Genomic DNA, 17,756 nt, shown 5'->3' on the forward strand with positions numbered 1-17,756 from the left:
AGGGGGGAATGACGCGCAATGAGCCTTTCGGCAAGTTTGTCTACGGCAAACTCCTCTCTGTTCGTATCGAGCGAACGCACGAGTCTCGTCTCTCGCAACATCGCCAACGCCGATCGGGCCTTCTACTCGCGCAAGTCCGTCGAGGTCGTGACGCTGACCGGCGCGGGCGTGCGCACGTCCGCCGTGGTGCGGGCCGAGGATCCGGTCCTCTTCCGCAAGATCCTGTCGTCGTCGTCGCAGACGGCCATGTATTCAGCTGTGCTCGATTCGCTCGACATGCTGAATACGACGATCAACGACGTGGAGCTCGACGGGTCGCCGGCGGCGCTGATCAACAAGCTCCTGAGCGGACTGCAGAGCTTTTCCGCGCAGCCGCATAGCCAGCTCGCGGCCGAGGCCGCCGTGCGCTCGGCGCGTAACCTTGCGACGGGTCTCAACAGTGCGGCCGCTGCCGTGCAGTCCGTGCGCAACGAGGCCGATGCCGGGATCCAGGCCTCTGTCGATCGCGTCAACTCGCTGCTTTCCCAATTCCAATCGCTTAACGACGAAATCGTGAAGGGAACCGTTCAAGGGCGCGACGTCACCGACTACATGGACCAGCGCGACGAGGTTCTCGCCAATCTCTCGAACGAGATGGGCGTCCGCGCTGTTTCCCGCGAGAACAACGATATGGCGATCTACACGGACGGCGGCGTGACGCTGTTCGACAGGTCACCGCGCACCATCGTGTTCGAGCGCACACTCAATGCGACGCCGGGCGTTCCGGGCGGCGCGATCTATATCGACGGCGTGCAGGTGACGGGAGCTGGCGCCACCATGCCGCTCCAGTCGGGGCGCATCGTGGGCCTCGTGCAGGCGCGAGACGACATCTCTCTCTCGTACGAAGCGCAGCTCGACGAGATCGCGCGCGTCTTGATCACGACGTTTTCGGAGGGGACGCCCGCCGTTGCCGGCCTCTTCAACGACGCAGGCTCGGCCGCAATCCCGACAGGGCTGACGAGCGGGCTTGCCGGCCGCATCCAGGTCAACGCCAGCGTCGATCCAGACCAGGGCGGCAATGCCAATCTCCTGCGAGACGGCATCACGTTTACGTACAACGTGGATAATCTGGCCAGTTTCACGGACCGCATCGATGAGCTGATCGAGAAGATGGGAGAGGCCAACGCCTTCGATCCCGCAACGAAGATCGCGGGTGGAACGCTTGCCGAATTCTCCGCCATCTCGGTCGGGTGGCTACAGGAGCAAAGGAAGGTCGCTGACGACAACTACACGTATCAAAATACGCTACTCCAGCACACCTTTGAGGCCTTCACCCGCGTAACGGGCGTCAACCTCGACGAGGAGCTATCGCTGCTGCTCGAGATCGAGCGCTCGTTCGCCACGTCGTCGAAGCTCATCTCCGTTGTCGACGACATGTACAACGCGCTTCTGGGGGCCATCAGGTAGTGACATGAAAACCAGCTCCATCTCGACACTGGCCATTGTCCACGCGACGCGTGAGAGCCGTGTTAACCTGCAGGCCAAGCTGATCGAAGCGCAGAAAGAGGCGAGCACAGGGCGCTACGCCGACGTGGGCATGACACTCGGCTATCTGACGCAGCGCACCGTTTCGTTGAGGCAGGATCATGCGCGGCTCCAGACGTTCCGGGATACCAACGTCGTCGCGTCGGCCCGGCTCGAGCTGACGCAGACCACGCTTGATGGTGTTGCGGAAGCTGCGGAGGCGTTTCTCAGCACGCTCATGGCAGCGCGGGCGGCGCCCTCGAGCGCGAGCGTCGCCATTACGGATGCCAAGAACAAGCTCACGTCGTTTACGGCCGCACTGAACACGACCGTCAACGGCACGCACATCTTCTCCGGCGTCAATACCGACGTGAAGCCGATCACGACCTATTTCGATACGCCGGCATCGGCCGCGCAGACGGCGATGGCCAATGCGTTCACGGCTGAATTTGGAATGGCGCAATCGGCGGCGGGCGTCGAAAATATAACCGGCGCGCAGATGGAAGCGTTCCTTGACGGTGCGTTTGCAGACCTGTTCGACAGCGCGAATTGGACGACGACGTGGTCGTCCGCGTCCGACCAGAACATCACCAGCCGCATCTCCACCAACGAGCGTATCGAAACCTCGACCAACGCTAACGCCGAGCCGTTCCGGGCGCTCGCACAGGCCTACACGATGATTGCCGACATCGGGCTCGAGGAGCTCGATTCAGAGGCCTATCTCGCGGTGATCAACAAGGCGATCGAGGTGGTCGGCCAAGCGACGGCAGACCTGACGCAGCTTCGCGCGGGGCTCGGCACGTCGCAGGAGCGGATCGCGGCAGCGAACGATCGCATCGACATCCAGAAATCGCTGCTCAACGAGCACATCGTGCAGCTTGAGAACGTGGATCCCTACGAAGCCACCGTGAAGGTGAACTCCCTCCTGACCCAGATCGAAACCGCTTACGCCCTAACCGCACGTCTCCAGAACCTTAGCCTGCTCAACCACATCTAAGGCGCGGTAGCGCCGGGAGATCCAGGAGCTCCATGTACAAGTTCTACTACAACGAGGTTCTCGACGAATCGCCTAAGGAGGCGCGTGACAACGAGCGATCCGCGCTCGAACGCTCGATCGCGCTGCTCGAGGAGGCGCGGAGGCAGGGCGCCCAGTCGCGTGAGTCCATCGAGGCGATCTACTTCGTGCGCAAGCTTTGGGGAATTTTCATCGAGGATCTCGCGAAGTCCGAGAACGAGCTGCCGCCGAAGCTGAGAGCGGATCTCGTCTCCATCGGCCTTTGGGTGATGCGCGAGACGGAGGAAATACGGCAGGGCCGCTCGACGAACTTCGCCGGGCTTATCGATGTGTCGCGGACCATTTCGGAGGGGCTGGGATGAGCAACAAAAAGCGGATTGCCCTGCGGCCAGGAGAGCGGATTTTCATCAACGGTGCGGTGCTGAAATCCGAAGGGCGCGCCTCGTTCGAGATCCTCAACGACGTACCGTATCTCGTCGAGCACGAGATCCTGCAGGGGCAGCAGACCACCACGCCGCTGAGGCAGCTCTATTACATTCTGCAGACAATGATCCTCGAGCCGCGCGGCGTCGAGATGACAAGCGGCATCTTCGAAGAAACCATGGAAATGCTGACGCAAGCCTTCTCAAATAACATGGTGCGGGCGGGCCTCGAGGTTATTCGTGCGCAGGTGGAGGAGGGATCGCCCTTCGCCGCATTGAAAACAGTCCGCTCGCTGATCCCGATGGAGGATGCAATCCTGGGGGGACACCGCGTTGCAGAGCTCAAACTCGTGGGAGCAAGCGCATGACGACCGTCGATGGTGTAACTTCGGCAACCGGCCGCGAGCCAACTACGGCGTCAGCGGCGGCTTCTGCCTCGCTCAACTACGATTCCTTCCTGAAGCTTCTGACTGCTCAGATGCAGTATCAGGATCCGACCAATCCCATGGACGCGACGCAGTTCGTGGCGCAGCTCGCCTCGTTCTCGAACGTCGAGCAGGCGATCCGGACCAACAGCAAGCTCGATGCGCTGCTCATCTCGCAGGCCCTGACGCAGGTCGACGGGCTGATCGGGAAGACCGTCACGTCGATGGATGACAAAATCACGGGCGTGGTCAAAGAGGTGCACATCTACTCGAACGGCACCGTGGTGGCGCTCGAGGACGGCACGGAGCTGCTGCTCGATGCGGGCGTCAAGATCTCCGCCACGCCTCCTGCCGGCGGCGAGGAGGAAGCTGCTGCATGAACCCTGCGGACGCGCTCGATATCGGGCAGGCGGCGATCTGGACCATCGTGCTCGCGTCCTCACCGGCCGTGATCGCCGCGATGCTGGTCGGCATCTCGATCGCGCTCGTGCAGGCGCTGACGCAGGTGCAAGAGATCACGCTCACGTTCGTTCCGAAAATCCTCGCCATCCTGGCTGTCATGGCTCTCTCGGCGCCGTTCGTCGGCTCGGTCATCTTCTCGTTTGCCGAGCAGACCTACGCACGCATTCCGAACGGCTTCTGACGCTCCCGGCTTCTCGGTGCGACTGCGGCTGGCGGCGACCCTCGCGCAAGGTTGATCGCTGAAACTCCCGGCTCGTTACTGTGCCGGGAGGTCGTATGGCCACGAGTGCCGCCGTTCAGAGTATCTCGCTGTTCAGCAACATGCGAGACATCGGGTTTGCGATCGGCATCGTCGTCATCCTGACGGTGCTGTTCCTGCCGCTGCCGGCCATCATGATCGACGTCGGGCTGGCGTTCTCCATCGCCTTCGCCGTGCTGATCCTCATGGTGTCGCTGTGGATCCATCGGCCGCTCGAATTCTCGGCGTTCCCGACCGTGCTCCTGATCGCGACGATGCTGCGGCTCTCGCTCAACGTCGCGACGACCCGCCTCATCCTCTCCGAAGGCGCTGAGGGGCCGACGGCCGCTGGGCACGTCATCGCGGGCTTCGCCAATTTCGTCATGGGCGGCGACTTCGTCATCGGCGTCGTCGTGTTCCTGATTCTGATAACGGTGAACTTCGTCGTCATCACCAAGGGCGCGACGCGCATCGCCGAGGTCGGCGCGAGGTTCACGCTCGATGCCATTCCGGGAAAGCAGATGGCCATCGATGCTGATCTCTCCGCTGGCAATATCGATGAGCAGGAGGCGATGCGGCGGCGACGGGAGCTCGAGGAGGAAAGCTCCTTCTTCGGCTCCATGGACGGCGCCTCCAAGTTCGTGCGCGGCGATGCCATCGCCGGCCTCATCATCACGGCCGTCAATATCTTCGGCGGCATCATCATCGGCGTGACGCGCCACGAGATGGACTTCGGAGTCGCGGCTGACGTGTTCGTGCGGCTCTCCGTCGGCGACGGCCTCGTGACGCAGATCCCGGCGCTCATCATCTCGCTGGCGGCCGGCCTGCTGGTCTCGAAAGGCGGGACGCGCGGGTCCGCCGAAATGACGGTCATCTCGCAGCTCGGCAACTATCCGCGCGCGCTCGCGGTGGCGGGTGCCGTGCTGCTGGCCCTTGCGGTGGCGCCGGGGCTGCCGTTCCTGCCGTTCGCTGTTCTTGCCGGCGGTCTCATCTTCGTCTCGATCTCGATCCCGAAAAAAATCGCGGAGGCAAAAGCGGCCGAGGAGGCGATCAAGAAAGAGGCGGACCGCCTCTCCCAGGAGGAAGCCCGGCAGTCGGTCAAGGAACAGCTCAAGACCGCCGAAGTCGAGATCGCGCTTGGGAAGCAGCTCTCGACGTCTCTCCTCGCGTCCCAGGGCGAGCTTGCGCATCGTGTCGGGCGCATGCGGAGGGCCTTCGCCAAGCAATATGGCTTCGTGGTGCCGGATATCCGCATCAGCGACGATCTCGCCATTCCGGGCAAGACGTACCAGATCAAGATCCACGGCACTGTCATCGCCTCGGAGGAGCTGCGCATCGGCGATGTGCTCGTCATCACTGGCGACGGTCCCGTGCCGGACGTGCCTGGCGACGAGGCCCGCGAGCCCGCGTTCGGCATGAAGGCGATGTGGGTCTCGGAAATGTTCGCCAACACGGTGAAGCGCGAAGGTTTCAGCCCGGTCGATCCGATGTCGGTGATGCTGACGCATTTGCGCGAGGTGATCCGGGGGAACCTGTCGCAGCTCCTGTCGTACAAGGACATGCGGGCGCTCATCGATCGCCTGGAGCCCGAATACAAGCGTCTCGTCGACGAGATCATCCCATCGCAGCTTTCCTACTCGGGGCTGCAGGCGGTGCTCAAGCTGCTGCTTGCGGAGCGCATATCCATCCGCAATCTGCATCTCATTCTGGAGAGCATCGCGGAAGTGGCGCCGCACGTGCGCCGCTCCGAGCAGCTTGCCGAACATGTTCGCGTGCGCATGGCACAGCAGATCTGCGGCGATCTCTCGGAAGCAGGCGTGCTCAAGGTGCTGCGGCTCGGAAATCGCTGGGATCTGGCGTTCCATCAGAGCCTTAAGCGCGACGCCAAGGGTGAGGTGATCGAATTCGATATCGATCCGCGGCTGATCGAACAGTTCGGGGCCGAGGCTTCGAAGGTGATCCGCGGGCTTCTCGACCAGGGCCACCAGTTCGTGCTCGTCACGGCGCCGGATGCGAGGCCTTACGTGCGCATGGTGACGGAGCGCCTGTTCCCGACGTTGCCGGTGCTCTCGCATCTCGAGATCGCGCGCGGTGTGCAGGTGAAGGCGCTAGGTACCATCTCGTGACCGAGATCACGCAAGGAACGGTGCTGCTCACGTTCCTGCTGTTCTGCCGCATCGGGGGCTGCCTGATGCTGATGCCGGGCTTCGGAAGTGGCCGCATTCCTGTTCAGGTGCGCCTTTTTCTCGCGGTCTCGGTGACGCTTGCGCTGGCGCCGCTTCTCATTCCAGTGGTGCAGCCGGCTCTTGCCGGGGCGACGGCGCCGACCATTGCGCAGCTCATCCTTTCAGAAACGCTCGTCGGAGCCATGATCGGCACCATGGCACGCCTGTTTTTTCTGGCGCTGCAGTTCATGGGCACGGCCGCGAGCATGCTCGTCGGCTATAGCGGCATGGCGGATACGGCAATCGAGGAGAACGAGCCGGCGCCTGCCATGGCGACGCTCCTCACGCTCACGGCCACCGTGTTGCTCTTCGCGCTCGGGCTGCATGTGGACGTGATGCGGGCGCTGGTTGCCTCCTATTCGGTGCTCTCGATGACGGATCTCTACGATCCGCAGTTCGGGCTCTCGAAGGTGGCGGATGCGGCGTCGGATTCGTTCATTCTGATCGCGCAGCTCCTCGCGCCCTTTCTCGCCTATTCGCTGATCGTCAACTTTTTGTTTGGCATTCTGAACAAGCTGACGCCGATCATTCCGGTCTATTTCATTTCGGCGCCGTTCGTGATGACGGGCGGCCTTTTTCTGCTCTACTTCACGTTCAAGGAAGCGCTGACGCTGTTCCTGTCGGCGTTCCAGATGTTCCTAGCCAACGGGTGATTGTCATGCGCGACCGTGCTCGCAGTCTGAAGCGCATTCTCGAGGTTCAGCGGCACCTTCATAGCGTCGAGGAACTCAAGCTCGCGCGCCTCAAGCAGCGGGTGACGCGCTGTGAGACCGAGCAGGCAGAGCTTACGGAAGCGCTGTCGGATAACGGAGCGCTGCACAGTCTGTTCATGGATGTGACGGCGCGGCGCATCCAATCGCTGCAGCAGGAGGCGGCGCGGCTCGCTCCGCAGCTCGAGGCGCAGGCGCGTGTTCTCGCTGAGCATGGCGGACGCATGCGCAACTCGGAACGGTTGGCGCAAGAGGTTTTTGCCGAGCAGCAGCGCGAGGAGGAGCGGCAGGAGCTCGAGTGGCTGCTGGAAGCCAGATTGGCGCGCCCGGGCGCAAGCCCCGAGCAAGACCGGTGAGGTATTCTCCGGCGTGATAGATCATCCTGCGGAGGTCGGTGTTGACCGCAGATCTCACAATTCGGCCCCTGTCTCAGGCGTCGCGGCTTCATGAAGCCGCATCAGCAACGCCGGCCGCGCATGTCCGCAAAACCGCGGACGCCGCGCAGAAGTTCGAGGCCTTCGTCCTGCAGACGTTCATCCAGGAGATGATGCCCGAGACCTCCGAAAGCGTGTTCGGCTCTGGCATCTCCGGCGATTTCTGGAAGTCGATGATGTCGGAGAAGATTGCCGAGCAGGTGGCCGAGCGCGGCAATCTCGGCATCGCCGATCTCATCCGTTCGGGGCACCTCGAGCCAGCTCTTCCACGTGGCTTCAATCCGCTCGACGTGATGCACCACCAGGTAGACCTGGGAGGCGCTTCCGCACAGCTCGATGCCAAACCACCATTTGTTGGAGAGTAACGTCATGTACCAGCCGTCCGCGCCGACGATGTCCCCGCTCCCTGGAGAAGGCGCACCCGTACCGCTCGCCTCGCAGGGAGCGATACGCGCCGGCAGCGTGCCGACGCTCGAGATCTCTCTGCAGCGGCTGGAGGAGATCGTTGATCAGGAGACGCTGGCGCTGCGGACGCATAAGGCGGTCAGCCTCAAGGAGTTCAATGACCGCAAGAGCCAGGCGCTGCTCGAGCTGACGCGTGCTCTGCGGCAGGTGCAGGGCGGCCCGCCCGATCCGGCGCTCGCCCAGCGGGTCGGCACTCTCAAGGTGAAGCTTGCCGTGAACCAGGCCGTGCTCAGGCTGCACCTGGAAGCCGTGCGGGAAATCTCAACCTCGATCGCCGATGCGATCCGACAATCCGAGTCGGACGGCACCTATACACAGGCGATCTCTACGGCCGCGTGGCGCTCATGATGAGACTGCTTCTCGCCGGCGTGTGGGCGTCGATCGTGTCGCTCGTGGCTGCGTTCGGCGTGATGCACTGGCAAAAGAGCATGGCACTGCCGACGTCCGGCGACGGCGACGTCAAGGTTGAGGAATACCGCACGAAGGCGATCAACGTGCCGATCATCGGTGCCGGAACGATCCAGGGCTATATCGTGGCGCAGTTCGTTTTCACGGTCGACGCCACCGCGCTGGCGAAGATGCCGGTCGATCCGGAGGTCTACGTGCTCGACGAGGCGTTCAAGACCATCTATGCGGGCGAGCAGGTCAACTTCCAGAATATGAAGAAGCAGGACCTGCCGGAGTTGGCCAAGAGGCTCGGCGATAACGTCAACAAGCGGCTCGGCCTCGAGATGGTGCGCGATGTTCTGATCGACCAGCTCTCCTATATCCCCAAGAAGGATATGCGCGGCGGTACGAAGTCCTGACAGTGGGGCGGCGGGGGTTCGCATCATCCCGCCCCGTCACCGGGGCTGCGCAGGATCCTGGCCTTCGCCGTTGGACTCGGTGAGGGCGCGGGCGATCTCCTGGAAGGGATCGTTGCTCGGCGGATCGGTCAGCGTCTGCTTCATCGCCTCGTAAAGCTTGGGAACGATTTCGATCGCTCTGTCGAGGTCGGCGTCCGCGCCTTTCTGGTAGCCGCCCATCAAGCGCAGGTCGCGTGTGTCCTCGAATTGAGAGATCATGGCGCGCAGCATCATCACGAGCTTGCGCTGCTCGGCCGACCACACGCTGTTGGCAAGACGCGAGACGCTCGTCAGAACGTTGACCGCCGGATAGCGGCCCTGATCGGCAATCTTGCGGTCGAGAACGACGTGGCCGTCGAGCGTGCCGCGAATGCTGTCGGCGATGGGATCGTTGTGATCATCGCCATCGACAAGAACGGAGAACACCCCCGTGATCGAGCCCGTTCCTTCGGCGCCCGGGCCTGCCCGCTCGAGGAGCTTCGGCAACTCGCTGAAGACGGAGGGCGTATAGCCGCGGGCGACCGGAGCCTCTCCCGCCGCGAGCGCCACCTCCCGCGTGGCGTGCGCGAAGCGGGTGACGGAATCGATGATGAGGAGCACGCTGTCTCCCTGGTCGCGGAAGAATTCAGCTATGGCGAGGGCCGTTTTGGGCGCCAGGCGGCGCATCATCGGACTTTCGTCGCCGGTCGAGACGACGGTGACGGCACGGCTGCGGTTCTGCGCCAGCGCGTCTTCCAGAAACTCGCGAACCTCGCGGCCGCGCTCGCCGACGAGAGCCAGAACGACGGTGTCGAAACCGCTCGAGCGCGCCAGCATCGACAAGAGTGTCGATTTTCCGACGCCAGACCCCGCGAAGATGCCGATGCGCTGGCCGGCACACAGCGGCGTGAAGAGATCCAGGACGCGCACGCCGGTCTTGAGGGGGGTGCGGACGCGCTGGCGCTGCATGGCGGCGGGCGGCTCCGCGTCGAAGGAATACGTGCGGGCGCCCTCGCGGAGTGCGCCTTGGCCGTCGATCGGGGTGCCGAGCGCGTTCAGGACGCGGCCCTTCCACGACGCGTCCGGACGCAGGCTCTGGCCGCCGTGGAGCCAGGCCGCCTCTCCGGGCCCGATCTTGAGACCGACGTCGAAGGGCTTGATGGTGGCCCCATCCTCGTCGATGCGTACGACCTCGCCGAGCGGCGGGGTGAGGGAGGAGCCGAAGGCGATGCAATCGCCGAGCTTCAAATGCCGGGAGAGGCCGGAAACCTGGACGTAGGCGGGCGTGACGTGCGTGACCGTGCCGCCGAGACGCGTCAGGGGAATGGCCGAAGCCGCGTTTCTGATGCGCATCTCGAGGAGTTCGAGAGCGTTGGGCGTCCGTCGCGGGGCGTTCGGCGCGGGGGGCCCGATGTCAGGGGCTGCCAGGCTCATCGGCGTTCCTCAAAACTTGATGGTCCGGCCCGCCAGATCGGCGCCGTGCGTCAGCTGCTGCCGTTCGTATCGCCGAGCGTGCGCACGGCCGAAGACAGCGTGTCCTCGGAGCGCGTCATGGAATTGCTGATCGAATCGAACGCGCGCTGAATCTGTATCAGGCGTGAAATTTCGGAAACCGGATTGACGTTGGCCTGCTCCATAAAGCCCTGCATGACGCCGACGCGGTTGAAATCGAGCGCCGGCTCGGCAGGGCGGTCCGGCAGAACGCCAGAATTTCCGAATCGCGCGAGACGCGCCTCGTTCGGGATGGTGAACAAGCCGAGTGCACCCATCTGTTGCTGGCCCTGCGTGATGGTGCCGTCCCGTGCGATGACGGGTGTTCCGCCGTTGGGGTCGAGCTGGATGGCGCCGCCGCCGACGTCGAGGACGGGATAGCCATTGAGCGTGCGCAGATCCCCTTCAGGGGTCATCGTCATGCGGCCGTCACGCGTGTAGACTGGGCCGTTCGGGCCTTGGAAGGCGAGCCATGCGTCGCCGGAGACGGCAACGTCGAACGGGTTCTCAGTGCGGACCGCCGCACCGGCTTCGCGCGAAATGTATGTGCTGCCGCCCGACACGAACGAGGTAGGCTGTTCCGTGCGCTGCGACAAGAGTTCGTCGAACTTGATCTCCTCAGCACGGAAGCCCGCCGTGTTCACGTTGGCCACATTGTGAGCCAGGGTTTCAAGGCGGCGCATCAGGGCCATCTGTCCGGAGAGCGAGACGTAGAGGCTCGGCTGCATCAGCGCGTTCTCTTCCAATAACGGGTTGCCGCGGCGGCCGCATGTCGCGAACATGATGATTCGCGGGCCATACTCTTGATCTCTCGTCTAGAGCCGCTCCAGTCTGAGTGGAAACGGGGAACGGCTCTAAGTTTTTGTTTGATCGTGCTTCTTCTCGGACACTCTAACTTGCATGGCTTCGCCATGACCGGTTCCCACTTTCCGGAAGTACTCTAGCGTGCAGAGGCCTTTAGTCTGTGCGGGATGCCTTGCCTCGGGCTGACCTGATGGAGAAGCAAGGGCATGCTCACGCTTGGTAGACTTGTCTTTGCGGCGCGTGCCTGCTCCAGGTCTTTGTCTGAGAGACTGAGCCACGTTCTCGGTGGGTGCGTGTCCGCCCACCTCAAACGATCAGGCTCTGGGGCTTCTTGCATCCTTCGCATGTCGTCAGGCTCGCGCAAGGACGCGGCGTCAGTAATGCCGTACAACCCTTAACGCGCGAGGTTCCTCGTGACGATCATCCTCGGCCTTGTCGTAATGCTCGGCTGCATGCTCGGTGGCTACGTCGCCATGGGTGGGCATGTGGATGTGCTCTGGCAGCCGTGGGAGTTCGTGATCATTCTCGGCACCTCCCTCGGAACGTTCATCGTCGCCAACTCGATGAAGGTGATTAAGGACACCGGCAAGGGGTTTGGCGAAGCGTTCGGCAAGGGTGCGCCCTCCGGCCGCGAGTACCTGGATGTGATGGGACTGCTCTACTCGCTCATGCGCGAGCTGCGCAGCAAGCCGCGGAACGAGGTCGAGAAGCACATCGACATGCCGGAAGAGTCGTCGATCTTCCAGAAATTCGGCAGCGTGCTTGCGAACAAGGAACTCACGACTTTCATCTGCGATTATTGCCGTCTGATCATCATCGGCAATGCGCGTACGCACGAGGTCGAGGCGCTGATGGACGAAGAGATCCAGACGCTGCGCAACGACAAGCTCAAGGCCTACTATGCACTTTCCAATGTCGCGGACGGACTGCCGGCGATCGGTATCATTGCGGCGGTGCTCGGCGTCATCAAGGCCATGGGCGCCATCACGGAGCCGCCGGAGGTGCTTGGGCACCTGATTGGAGCGGCGCTTGTCGGCACGTTTGCGGGTATCTTCTTTTCCTATGGCGTGTTTGCACCGCTGGCGAGCAAGGTGAAATCGGGACGCGAGAAGCAGATGCGCCTTTACATCGTAACCAAGCAGACGCTGCTCGCTTTCATGAACGGAGCCATGCCGCAGGTGGCCGTGGAGTATGGCCGGAAAACCATCTCCGCTCATGAGCGTCCGACGATCGACGAGGTGGAGGCGGAAACGCTTGGCGGCGGGGGAGACGCACGGAAGGCGGCATAGCCGCCACCTTGGATTTAGATTTGCAGAGAGCAACGCAGGTCGAGAGAAATGAGCCAGGAAGGTTCTGATATCCGTTCCGCAGCAGCCGAGCTGCAAAGCATCGCCGAGTCCATGCAAGCGGACGCGCCGCCCGAGGCGAGGCCCGCGGCAGCTTCCGCGGAGAGACCGCGGCATCTCGAAACCGTTCTGCAGATCCCGGTCTCGGTCAAGGTCGTGCTCGGATCGGCGACGATGCCCGTGGCCAGCGTGCTAAAACTCGGGCGCGGAGCCGTCGTGCCACTCGACCGGAAGGTCGGCGAGCCGGTGGACGTGGTGGTCAACGGGCGCGTCATTGCGCGCGGGGAGGTCGTGGTGCTCGACGAGGACAACTCGCGCTTCGGCGTCTCCCTCACCGAGGTGATCGGAACGAGCACGCCGACGCGCGTCGCTTGAGGCGGCGTTCGCGGTTCACATGCGGGAGCCTCGCGCCATGACGATCGCACTGCTCGCATTCCAAACAATCAGGCTCTAGGCCGAGCAGGTCCACCCGATGGCAGAGCAGCCGGACAAAGAGAGTAAAACAGAAGAGGCAACCGAGAAGAAAATCCGGGACTCGCTCGACAAGGGCCAAGTCCCGCATTCGCGCGAAGCCACCGTGTTCGCGTCAATGCTTGCGATCCTGATCGCAGCTGTCTTCTTCGTCCCGGACAATGCGCTCAAGCTTCGCTACACGCTCGAGAGCTTCATCGACCGCCCGGAAAGCTTCCTCCTCGCCAATGGGGCGGATGCCTCGGCGATCATGTACGTCCTGGCGATCGAATGCGGAAAATTCATCGCACCGATCATCGCGGCGCTTGCCATCGCCGGTGTCGCAGGCGGCGCGCTGCAGAACCAGCCGCAATTCGTAAGCAACCGCATCGAGCCGAAGCTCGACCGGATCTCCATCGTCAAGGGCTGGAGCCGTATTTTCGGCGTCAAGGGACAGGTCGAGTTCCTGAAGAGCGTGTTCAAGCTTTCGATCGTGGCGCTGGCCGGATACGTGGCGCTGAAAAGCTCGTACGTCGATATCTTCAACGCGCTCTTCATGGAGCCGACGGCCACACCGAAGCTGATGCAGGATCTCAGCGTGCGCTTCCTCTCGGCGGTGGTGGCGGCAACGGCGGTGCTGGTCGCAGCGGATCTTGCCTGGAGCCGCTTCTCGTGGCGACGGGATCTCCGCATGACCCGCCAGGAAGTGAAAGACGAGCACAAGCAGGCGGAAGGCGATCCGCTGGTCAAGATGCGCCTCCGCTCGTTGCAAAGAGACCGCTCGCGGCGGCGCATGATCGCGGCGGTGCCGAAGGCGACGCTGATCATCGCCAACCCGACGCATTACTCTGTCGCGCTGCGCTACGTGCGCGAAGAGGGCGGAGCACCGGTGGTGGTGGCGAAGGGCAAAGACCTCATCGCACTCAAAATCCGATTCATCGCCGAGCAGAATGGAATACCGATCTACCAGGACCGTTCTCTCGCACGTTCGCTCTACGCAAGCGTCGAGGTGGATAAGATGATTCCACCGGAGTTCTACAAGGCCGTCGCGGGCGTCATCCTATTCCTCGGACAGCGAGGGCGGCAGACGCGGCCGGCCGGGTGAGGATCGAGATATGCTGAAACAGGGCAATGATTACTCCCGCGAGCGGGAGAAGGCGCTGGCGGAAGGCCTACGGGACGTCGCCTCGGAGTTGCGGCTGATCGATCCTGCCGATTTCATCGCCTACATCCGCACGGAGCAGTTCGGCAATTTGCGCAACCTCGTCAATTCGTCGACGGAGATGTTCTTCAAGCCTGGAACGATCAGCTTTGGGCTTTCGGGAGAGGTGGACCTGCCGTGGGGCTCTGCGCCCACCATCTCGCTCGACATGGAATTTCACCATCTCAACGTCTCGGCCTACTTCCGCATGGTGCTGCAGTCGCTCAAGGCCGGGATCGAGATCAGCTATGTGTCATTCGAGGGCGGGTCGGAAGACCCCGACAAAAATACGGCACGGCTCATTGAAGCGATCGAGGATGCGCGGATCGTGCCCGTGTCGCGGAGCAGGCGGCCCCGGCCGCATACGGAGATGCGGACGGGGCTGTGATATGGTTGCGCGGCCAGCCAGCCCGCGACGGGCAGGCTCGCTTTAGTCAGTTCAGCCTGACCTCGGTTCCGACGAGGCGCAGCTCGCACGGCTTGATGAGACTGGAATGGGCGACGAGCACGTGATGCAGCTTGCCCTCGAGATTGCGTGACCAGAAATCGAGGAAGCCCTTCAGCTTGGGAAAGCGCGGATGAAGATCGTAATCCTGCCAGATGTAGCTCTGCATCAGATGCGGGTGATCGGGCAGGCGATAGATGATCTCGGCGGTGGTCAGGCTATAGCCCGCAAGCATGCGGACGAAGTCGGTGTCGGCAGTGCTCAAAGGTGGCCTCCGGTATTGCAGGCGTGATGGAACGAGCGTAAAGCGAGTTGCGTGCGCTTTCAATATTGTTTATAAAAATCATGTATTTAGCAGCAGATCGCAGATGCTGCTAACAACGTGCGGACAAGGCGAAGCGCTTCGTTCGAGGTCATGGCCCGCCGCGTAGTGGGCGGCCTGTCAACGAGGCAGCATAACAAACGAGGCGACATTGCTGGCTGCGGCGCTCACCAGCTTCACGACATTCTTCGCAACCGTCGGTCCCGTCGAAGCGGCCGTGATCTTCGCAACGCTCACGCCCGGCGTTTCGCAGGCGGGCCGGCGGCGGATCGCGGTGCGGGCAACCGCCATCGCCAGCTCGATCCTCCTCGCCTCGACGATCGCGGGCGGGCCGCTGCTGAAGCAACTCGGCGTCTCCATCCCGGCATTGCAGACGGCGGGCGGCATCATCCTGCTCGTGATCGCGCTCGACATGGTGTTCGCGCGACCGACGAGCGCCTTCAAGCTGACGCCATCGGAAGGCGCCGAGGCGCAGCGCAAGGATGATCTCGCCGTCTTCCCGCTGGCGACGCCGCTGCTCGCAGGGCCGGGAGCCATGAGCGCCGGGATCCTCATGGCGGCCAAAGCAGGCGGAGATGCGCTCGAGCTCGGCGCGGTCGTGGCGGCGCTTTGCGCGGTCATGGCGCTGACATTCGCGCTCCTCCTCGCGGCCCATGAGATGACCCGCTTCATCGGCGTGACGGCGCAGCGGGTCCTCATGCGCGTGTTCGGTATCCTGCTTGCGGCGATCGCCGTGCAGGCTCTTTTCGACGGTCTTCAGGGGAGCGGGCTGATCGGCGGCGCGGGTGCGGCGCTGCTCCATTAACGCATTCTGAGAGCGTGTCTTTCTCGGCCCGCCGCGGGGCCGCAGCGGCGCCGGTATAAGCTTCGGACAAGATTGAAGACCTAAAACCGGGGCAGCTTTTCGGTGCGGCCGATGATTCAACTTGCGGGCTCAAGGCCGCAAGCGATCTCGGTCCAGGGGCGAGGCCCGCGCTTCCATGGACGCCATCAACTTCTTCTCACTCGCGTCGCAGCAAAACCGCTGGCTCACCGTGCGTCAGTCGGTGGTGGCGCAGAACGTCGCGAACGTGAATACGCCGGGCTACAAGGCGCTCGACGTCGAGCCGTTCGATGCCGTTCTCAACGCGACCGGCATCGAGATGCGGCGGACCGAGCCGCGCCATCTCAGCCCGTCGGGCGCGGCGGGCGCCGATGCCCAGACGGAAGAAAACGGCAAGTGGCAGATCGTGCATTCGGGCAACAGCGTCAGCCTCGAGGAGCAGATGCTGAAGTCGGGTGAGGTCTCGGGTGCATACGCGCGCAATACTGGGGTCATGAAGACGTTCCATCGCATGCTGCTGGCGGCGTCACGGGGGTAGTCGATGATCGATCCGATCAAAGTTGCGATCCAAGTGGCATCGTCGGGGCTCGAGGCGCAGTCCCGGCGCATGCTGGTCGTGTCCGAGAACCTCGCCAACGCCACGACCACGGGCTCGACGCCCGGTGCGCAACCCTACACGCGCAAGACGGTGAGCTTCGAATCGGTTCTCGACGACGTATCGGGCGCCAATCTCGTAAAGGTGGATCGCGTCGATATCGACAAAAGGCCCTATCGCGTCGAGTTCGACCCGGGGCATCCGGCGGCCGATGCTGACGGAAACGTCAAGCTACCGAACGTAGACATGCTGGTCGAGCTCGCGGATATGCGGGAATCGAACCGGTCCTATGAGGCGAACCTGCAAGTCATCAAGCAGGCGCGCTCTCTCTCGTCGATGACCATCGACCTGCTCAGGAGCTCGTGATGCTGGACGGCGTCGGGAAGGTTTCTCCTCACGGTCTCGGTAGCGCGCAGGGTCTGGCGCAGCCGGCGCCCGTCGTCACCACGCCGAACCCGGCGGCGGTGGCCGAGACGCTCCCGACCGACTTCGGCACCGTGCTCGGGCGCATGACGCTGGAGGCGATCAGCACACTGAAGCAGGGCGAGGAAGTGGCCGTTGCCGGCGTGCGCGGCCAAGCGACGACACAACAGGTGGTGGAAGCCGTGATGGCCTCGGAGCAGACGCTTCAGGCCAGCATCGCGATCCGGGACAAGGTCGTCTCCGCCTATCTCGAAATCAGCCGCATGACGATCTAGCGGATTAGCTGAGGCAGTTTCATGAGAGCGCTTTCCATCGCTGCGACGGGTATGAATGCGCAGCAGACCAACCTCGAAGTGATCGCGAACAACATCGCGAACATCAACACCACCGGCTTCAAGCGGGCGCGGGCGGAGTTCACGGATTTGCTCTATCAGGCGGAGCGTGCGCTCGGCGCTCCGGCGCGCGGCGGACAGGCGGCGGTGCCGGAAGGCGCTTACGTGGGCCTCGGCGTGCGCACGGCCGCGATCCGAAATCTCCATCAGCAGGGCTCGCTCGCGCAGACCACGAACAAGCTCGATCTCGCGCTCAACGGGCGCGGCTGGTTCCAGATCACTGGGGCCGAGGGCGAGACGTTCTACACACGCGACGGCGCCTTCAACAAGAATGCAGACGGCGTGATCGTCACGCTGGACGGCTACGAAGTTCAGCCGGCGATGACGGTGCCGGAAGACGCGACCGACATCATCGTGAACGAGACGGGCGAAGTCTATGTGACGATCCCGAACCAGATAGAGCCGCAGCTTCTCGGCCAGCTCACGCTCGCCACGTTCGTCAACGACGCGGGGCTCGAGCCCATGGGCGGCAATCTCTACAGGCAGACGGAATCGTCGGGCGATCCGGTGACGGGCGTGCCGGGAGACCCCGGTTACGGGCGCATCCACCAGGGCTATCTCGAGAACTCGAACGTGGATGCGGTGAAGGAGATTACACAGCTCATCTCGGCGCAGCGCGCCTACGAGATGAACTCCAAGGTTATACAGACGGTCGACTCGATGTACGGCACGGTCGCCAACAACATGCGGTAGCGAGGTAGCATGACGCCAATGGTGCGCGGACGAAGGCCCGCTACGACA

At 63.1% G+C, this 17,756-nt stretch carries 24 protein-coding genes; 21 read left to right on the forward strand and 3 right to left on the reverse strand.

From position 1 onward, the window contains the following. The first annotated feature begins 18 nt into the window (after positions 1–18). The 12 genes from flgK to V7P99_RS05505 all read left to right on the forward strand — a co-directional run bounded on the left by flgK (position 19) and on the right by V7P99_RS05505 (position 8,705). Complete coding sequence (gene flgK, locus V7P99_RS05450) at positions 19–1,446, forward strand: flagellar hook-associated protein FlgK (RefSeq protein ID WP_333793778.1); 1,428 nt, start codon at positions 19–21, stop codon at positions 1,444–1,446. Positions 1,447–1,450: 4 nt separating this feature from the next. Beyond that, positions 1,451–2,500 (forward strand): flagellar hook-associated family protein, encoded by a 1,050-nt coding sequence (locus tag V7P99_RS05455; protein WP_333793779.1) that lies wholly within the window; start codon positions 1,451–1,453, stop codon positions 2,498–2,500. A 32-nt stretch (positions 2,501–2,532) separates the two neighbouring features. Then, positions 2,533–2,880, forward strand: a complete 348-nt coding sequence (gene flaF / locus V7P99_RS05460) for a flagellar biosynthesis regulator FlaF (protein WP_333793780.1) — start codon at positions 2,533–2,535, stop codon at positions 2,878–2,880. Further along, positions 2,877–3,308: a flagellar biosynthesis repressor FlbT gene (locus V7P99_RS05465; protein ID WP_333793781.1), complete on the forward strand. Its 432-nt coding sequence runs from the start codon at positions 2,877–2,879 to the stop codon at positions 3,306–3,308. The genes flaF and V7P99_RS05465 overlap by 4 nt, the downstream gene beginning before the upstream one ends. After that, positions 3,305–3,745 carry a flagellar hook assembly protein FlgD gene (gene flgD, locus V7P99_RS05470; protein ID WP_333793782.1) on the forward strand — a complete coding sequence of 147 codons (441 nt, stop codon included), beginning with the start codon at positions 3,305–3,307 and terminating at the stop codon, positions 3,743–3,745. The genes V7P99_RS05465 and flgD overlap by 4 nt, the downstream gene beginning before the upstream one ends. After that, positions 3,742–4,008, forward strand: coding sequence for a flagellar biosynthetic protein FliQ (locus tag V7P99_RS05475; protein ID WP_333793783.1), 267 nt, complete (start codon positions 3,742–3,744; stop codon positions 4,006–4,008). Before flgD ends, V7P99_RS05475 begins: the two co-directional genes overlap by 4 nt. Before the next feature lie 95 nt (positions 4,009–4,103). After that, entirely contained in the window at positions 4,104–6,191 is a 2,088-nt protein-coding gene (flhA, locus tag V7P99_RS05480; RefSeq protein WP_333793784.1) for a flagellar biosynthesis protein FlhA, read from the forward strand. Beyond that, positions 6,188–6,943 (forward strand): flagellar biosynthetic protein FliR, encoded by a 756-nt coding sequence (locus tag V7P99_RS05485; protein ID WP_333793785.1) that lies wholly within the window; start codon positions 6,188–6,190, stop codon positions 6,941–6,943. The genes flhA and V7P99_RS05485 overlap by 4 nt, the downstream gene beginning before the upstream one ends. Before the next feature lie 5 nt (positions 6,944–6,948). After that, a complete protein-coding gene (locus tag V7P99_RS05490; protein WP_333793786.1) occupies positions 6,949–7,356 on the forward strand; it encodes a hypothetical protein in 408 nt (135 codons plus the stop codon). Between the two features lie 41 nt (positions 7,357–7,397). Beyond that, entirely contained in the window at positions 7,398–7,799 is a 402-nt protein-coding gene (locus tag V7P99_RS05495; protein ID WP_333793787.1) for a rod-binding protein, read from the forward strand. Between the two features lie 4 nt (positions 7,800–7,803). Next, positions 7,804–8,247, forward strand: a complete 444-nt coding sequence (locus V7P99_RS05500) for a hypothetical protein (RefSeq protein WP_333793788.1) — start codon at positions 7,804–7,806, stop codon at positions 8,245–8,247. Further along, the gene (locus tag V7P99_RS05505; protein ID WP_333793789.1) at positions 8,244–8,705 is read left to right on the forward strand and encodes a hypothetical protein; all 462 of its coding nucleotides are present in this window, start codon (positions 8,244–8,246) and stop codon (positions 8,703–8,705) included. Before V7P99_RS05500 ends, V7P99_RS05505 begins: the two co-directional genes overlap by 4 nt. 36 nt (positions 8,706–8,741) lie before the next feature. Here V7P99_RS05505 and fliI read toward each other — a convergent pair whose 3' ends face one another. Both fliI and flgF read right to left on the reverse strand, forming a co-directional pair. Beyond that, positions 8,742–10,157 carry a flagellar protein export ATPase FliI gene (gene fliI, locus V7P99_RS05510; protein WP_442909874.1) on the reverse strand — a complete coding sequence of 472 codons (1,416 nt, stop codon included), beginning with the start codon at positions 10,155–10,157 and terminating at the stop codon, positions 8,742–8,744. A gap of 50 nt (positions 10,158–10,207) precedes the next feature. Then, positions 10,208–10,942 (reverse strand): flagellar basal-body rod protein FlgF, encoded by a 735-nt coding sequence (gene flgF, locus V7P99_RS05515; protein ID WP_333793864.1) that lies wholly within the window; start codon positions 10,940–10,942, stop codon positions 10,208–10,210. Positions 10,943–11,431: 489 nt separating this feature from the next. On the opposite strand from flgF, the gene motA reads away from it, so the two are divergent. From motA to V7P99_RS05535, 4 genes are all read left to right on the forward strand, one after another. Then, on the forward strand, positions 11,432–12,307 hold the full coding sequence (gene motA, locus V7P99_RS05520; RefSeq protein ID WP_333793790.1) for a flagellar motor stator protein MotA: 876 nt from the start codon (positions 11,432–11,434) through the stop codon (positions 12,305–12,307). A gap of 48 nt (positions 12,308–12,355) precedes the next feature. Beyond that, entirely contained in the window at positions 12,356–12,739 is a 384-nt protein-coding gene (gene fliN / locus V7P99_RS05525; protein ID WP_442909875.1) for a flagellar motor switch protein FliN, read from the forward strand. Between the two features lie 97 nt (positions 12,740–12,836). After that, on the forward strand, positions 12,837–13,919 hold the full coding sequence (gene flhB, locus V7P99_RS05530) for a flagellar biosynthesis protein FlhB (RefSeq protein WP_333793791.1): 1,083 nt from the start codon (positions 12,837–12,839) through the stop codon (positions 13,917–13,919). 10 nt (positions 13,920–13,929) lie between these two features. Then, entirely contained in the window at positions 13,930–14,403 is a 474-nt protein-coding gene (locus tag V7P99_RS05535; protein ID WP_333793792.1) for a hypothetical protein, read from the forward strand. 46 nt (positions 14,404–14,449) lie between these two features. On the opposite strand, the gene V7P99_RS05540 is transcribed toward V7P99_RS05535, so the two are convergent. Further along, complete coding sequence (locus V7P99_RS05540; RefSeq protein WP_333793866.1) at positions 14,450–14,695, reverse strand: usg protein; 246 nt, start codon at positions 14,693–14,695, stop codon at positions 14,450–14,452. A gap of 238 nt (positions 14,696–14,933) precedes the next feature. Between V7P99_RS05540 and V7P99_RS05545 the strand changes: the two genes are divergently transcribed. The 5 genes from V7P99_RS05545 to flgG all read left to right on the forward strand — a co-directional run bounded on the left by V7P99_RS05545 (position 14,934) and on the right by flgG (position 17,708). Further along, a complete protein-coding gene (locus V7P99_RS05545) occupies positions 14,934–15,587 on the forward strand; it encodes a MarC family protein (protein WP_333793793.1) in 654 nt (217 codons plus the stop codon). 175 nt (positions 15,588–15,762) lie between these two features. Beyond that, on the forward strand, positions 15,763–16,143 hold the full coding sequence (gene flgB, locus V7P99_RS05550) for a flagellar basal body rod protein FlgB (protein ID WP_333793794.1): 381 nt from the start codon (positions 15,763–15,765) through the stop codon (positions 16,141–16,143). A gap of 3 nt (positions 16,144–16,146) precedes the next feature. Then, positions 16,147–16,566 (forward strand): flagellar basal body rod protein FlgC, encoded by a 420-nt coding sequence (flgC, locus tag V7P99_RS05555; protein WP_333793795.1) that lies wholly within the window; start codon positions 16,147–16,149, stop codon positions 16,564–16,566. After that, a complete protein-coding gene (locus V7P99_RS05560; protein ID WP_333793796.1) occupies positions 16,566–16,898 on the forward strand; it encodes a flagellar hook-basal body complex protein FliE in 333 nt (110 codons plus the stop codon). The genes flgC and V7P99_RS05560 overlap by 1 nt, the downstream gene beginning before the upstream one ends. A 21-nt stretch (positions 16,899–16,919) precedes the next feature. Next, positions 16,920–17,708 carry a flagellar basal-body rod protein FlgG gene (gene flgG / locus V7P99_RS05565; protein WP_333793797.1) on the forward strand — a complete coding sequence of 263 codons (789 nt, stop codon included), beginning with the start codon at positions 16,920–16,922 and terminating at the stop codon, positions 17,706–17,708. Positions 17,709–17,756 lie beyond the last annotated feature (48 nt).

The sequence above is a fragment of the Hyphomicrobium sp. genome, assembly GCF_036780825.1.
In the GTDB taxonomy this organism is placed as follows: Bacteria; Pseudomonadota; Alphaproteobacteria; order Rhizobiales; family Hyphomicrobiaceae; genus Hyphomicrobium_C.

Coding starts and splice junctions, on each gene's coding strand:
- flgD (WP_333793782.1), top strand. CDS start 3,305: ATGACGACCGTCGATGGTGTAACTTCGGCAACCGGCCGCGAGCCAACT.
- V7P99_RS05490 (WP_333793786.1), top strand. CDS start 6,949: ATGCGCGACCGTGCTCGCAGTCTGAAGCGCATTCTCGAGGTTCAGCGG.
- flgK (WP_333793778.1), top strand. CDS start 19: ATGAGCCTTTCGGCAAGTTTGTCTACGGCAAACTCCTCTCTGTTCGTA.
- V7P99_RS05465 (WP_333793781.1), top strand. CDS start 2,877: ATGAGCAACAAAAAGCGGATTGCCCTGCGGCCAGGAGAGCGGATTTTC.
- V7P99_RS05500 (WP_333793788.1), top strand. CDS start 7,804: ATGTACCAGCCGTCCGCGCCGACGATGTCCCCGCTCCCTGGAGAAGGC.
- V7P99_RS05540 (WP_333793866.1), bottom strand. CDS start 14,695: ATGCTTGCGGGCTATAGCCTGACCACCGCCGAGATCATCTATCGCCTG.
- flgG (WP_333793797.1), top strand. CDS start 16,920: ATGAGAGCGCTTTCCATCGCTGCGACGGGTATGAATGCGCAGCAGACC.
- fliN (WP_442909875.1), top strand. CDS start 12,356: ATGAGCCAGGAAGGTTCTGATATCCGTTCCGCAGCAGCCGAGCTGCAA.
- flgB (WP_333793794.1), top strand. CDS start 15,763: ATGGACGCCATCAACTTCTTCTCACTCGCGTCGCAGCAAAACCGCTGG.
- flgF (WP_333793864.1), bottom strand. CDS start 10,942: ATGCAGCCGAGCCTCTACGTCTCGCTCTCCGGACAGATGGCCCTGATG.
- V7P99_RS05505 (WP_333793789.1), top strand. CDS start 8,244: ATGATGAGACTGCTTCTCGCCGGCGTGTGGGCGTCGATCGTGTCGCTC.
- flhA (WP_333793784.1), top strand. CDS start 4,104: ATGGCCACGAGTGCCGCCGTTCAGAGTATCTCGCTGTTCAGCAACATG.
- V7P99_RS05560 (WP_333793796.1), top strand. CDS start 16,566: ATGCTGGACGGCGTCGGGAAGGTTTCTCCTCACGGTCTCGGTAGCGCG.
- V7P99_RS05455 (WP_333793779.1), top strand. CDS start 1,451: ATGAAAACCAGCTCCATCTCGACACTGGCCATTGTCCACGCGACGCGT.
- fliI (WP_442909874.1), bottom strand. CDS start 10,157: ATGAGCCTGGCAGCCCCTGACATCGGGCCCCCCGCGCCGAACGCCCCG.
- V7P99_RS05475 (WP_333793783.1), top strand. CDS start 3,742: ATGAACCCTGCGGACGCGCTCGATATCGGGCAGGCGGCGATCTGGACC.
- flhB (WP_333793791.1), top strand. CDS start 12,837: ATGGCAGAGCAGCCGGACAAAGAGAGTAAAACAGAAGAGGCAACCGAG.
- flgC (WP_333793795.1), top strand. CDS start 16,147: ATGATCGATCCGATCAAAGTTGCGATCCAAGTGGCATCGTCGGGGCTC.
- flaF (WP_333793780.1), top strand. CDS start 2,533: ATGTACAAGTTCTACTACAACGAGGTTCTCGACGAATCGCCTAAGGAG.
- V7P99_RS05535 (WP_333793792.1), top strand. CDS start 13,930: ATGCTGAAACAGGGCAATGATTACTCCCGCGAGCGGGAGAAGGCGCTG.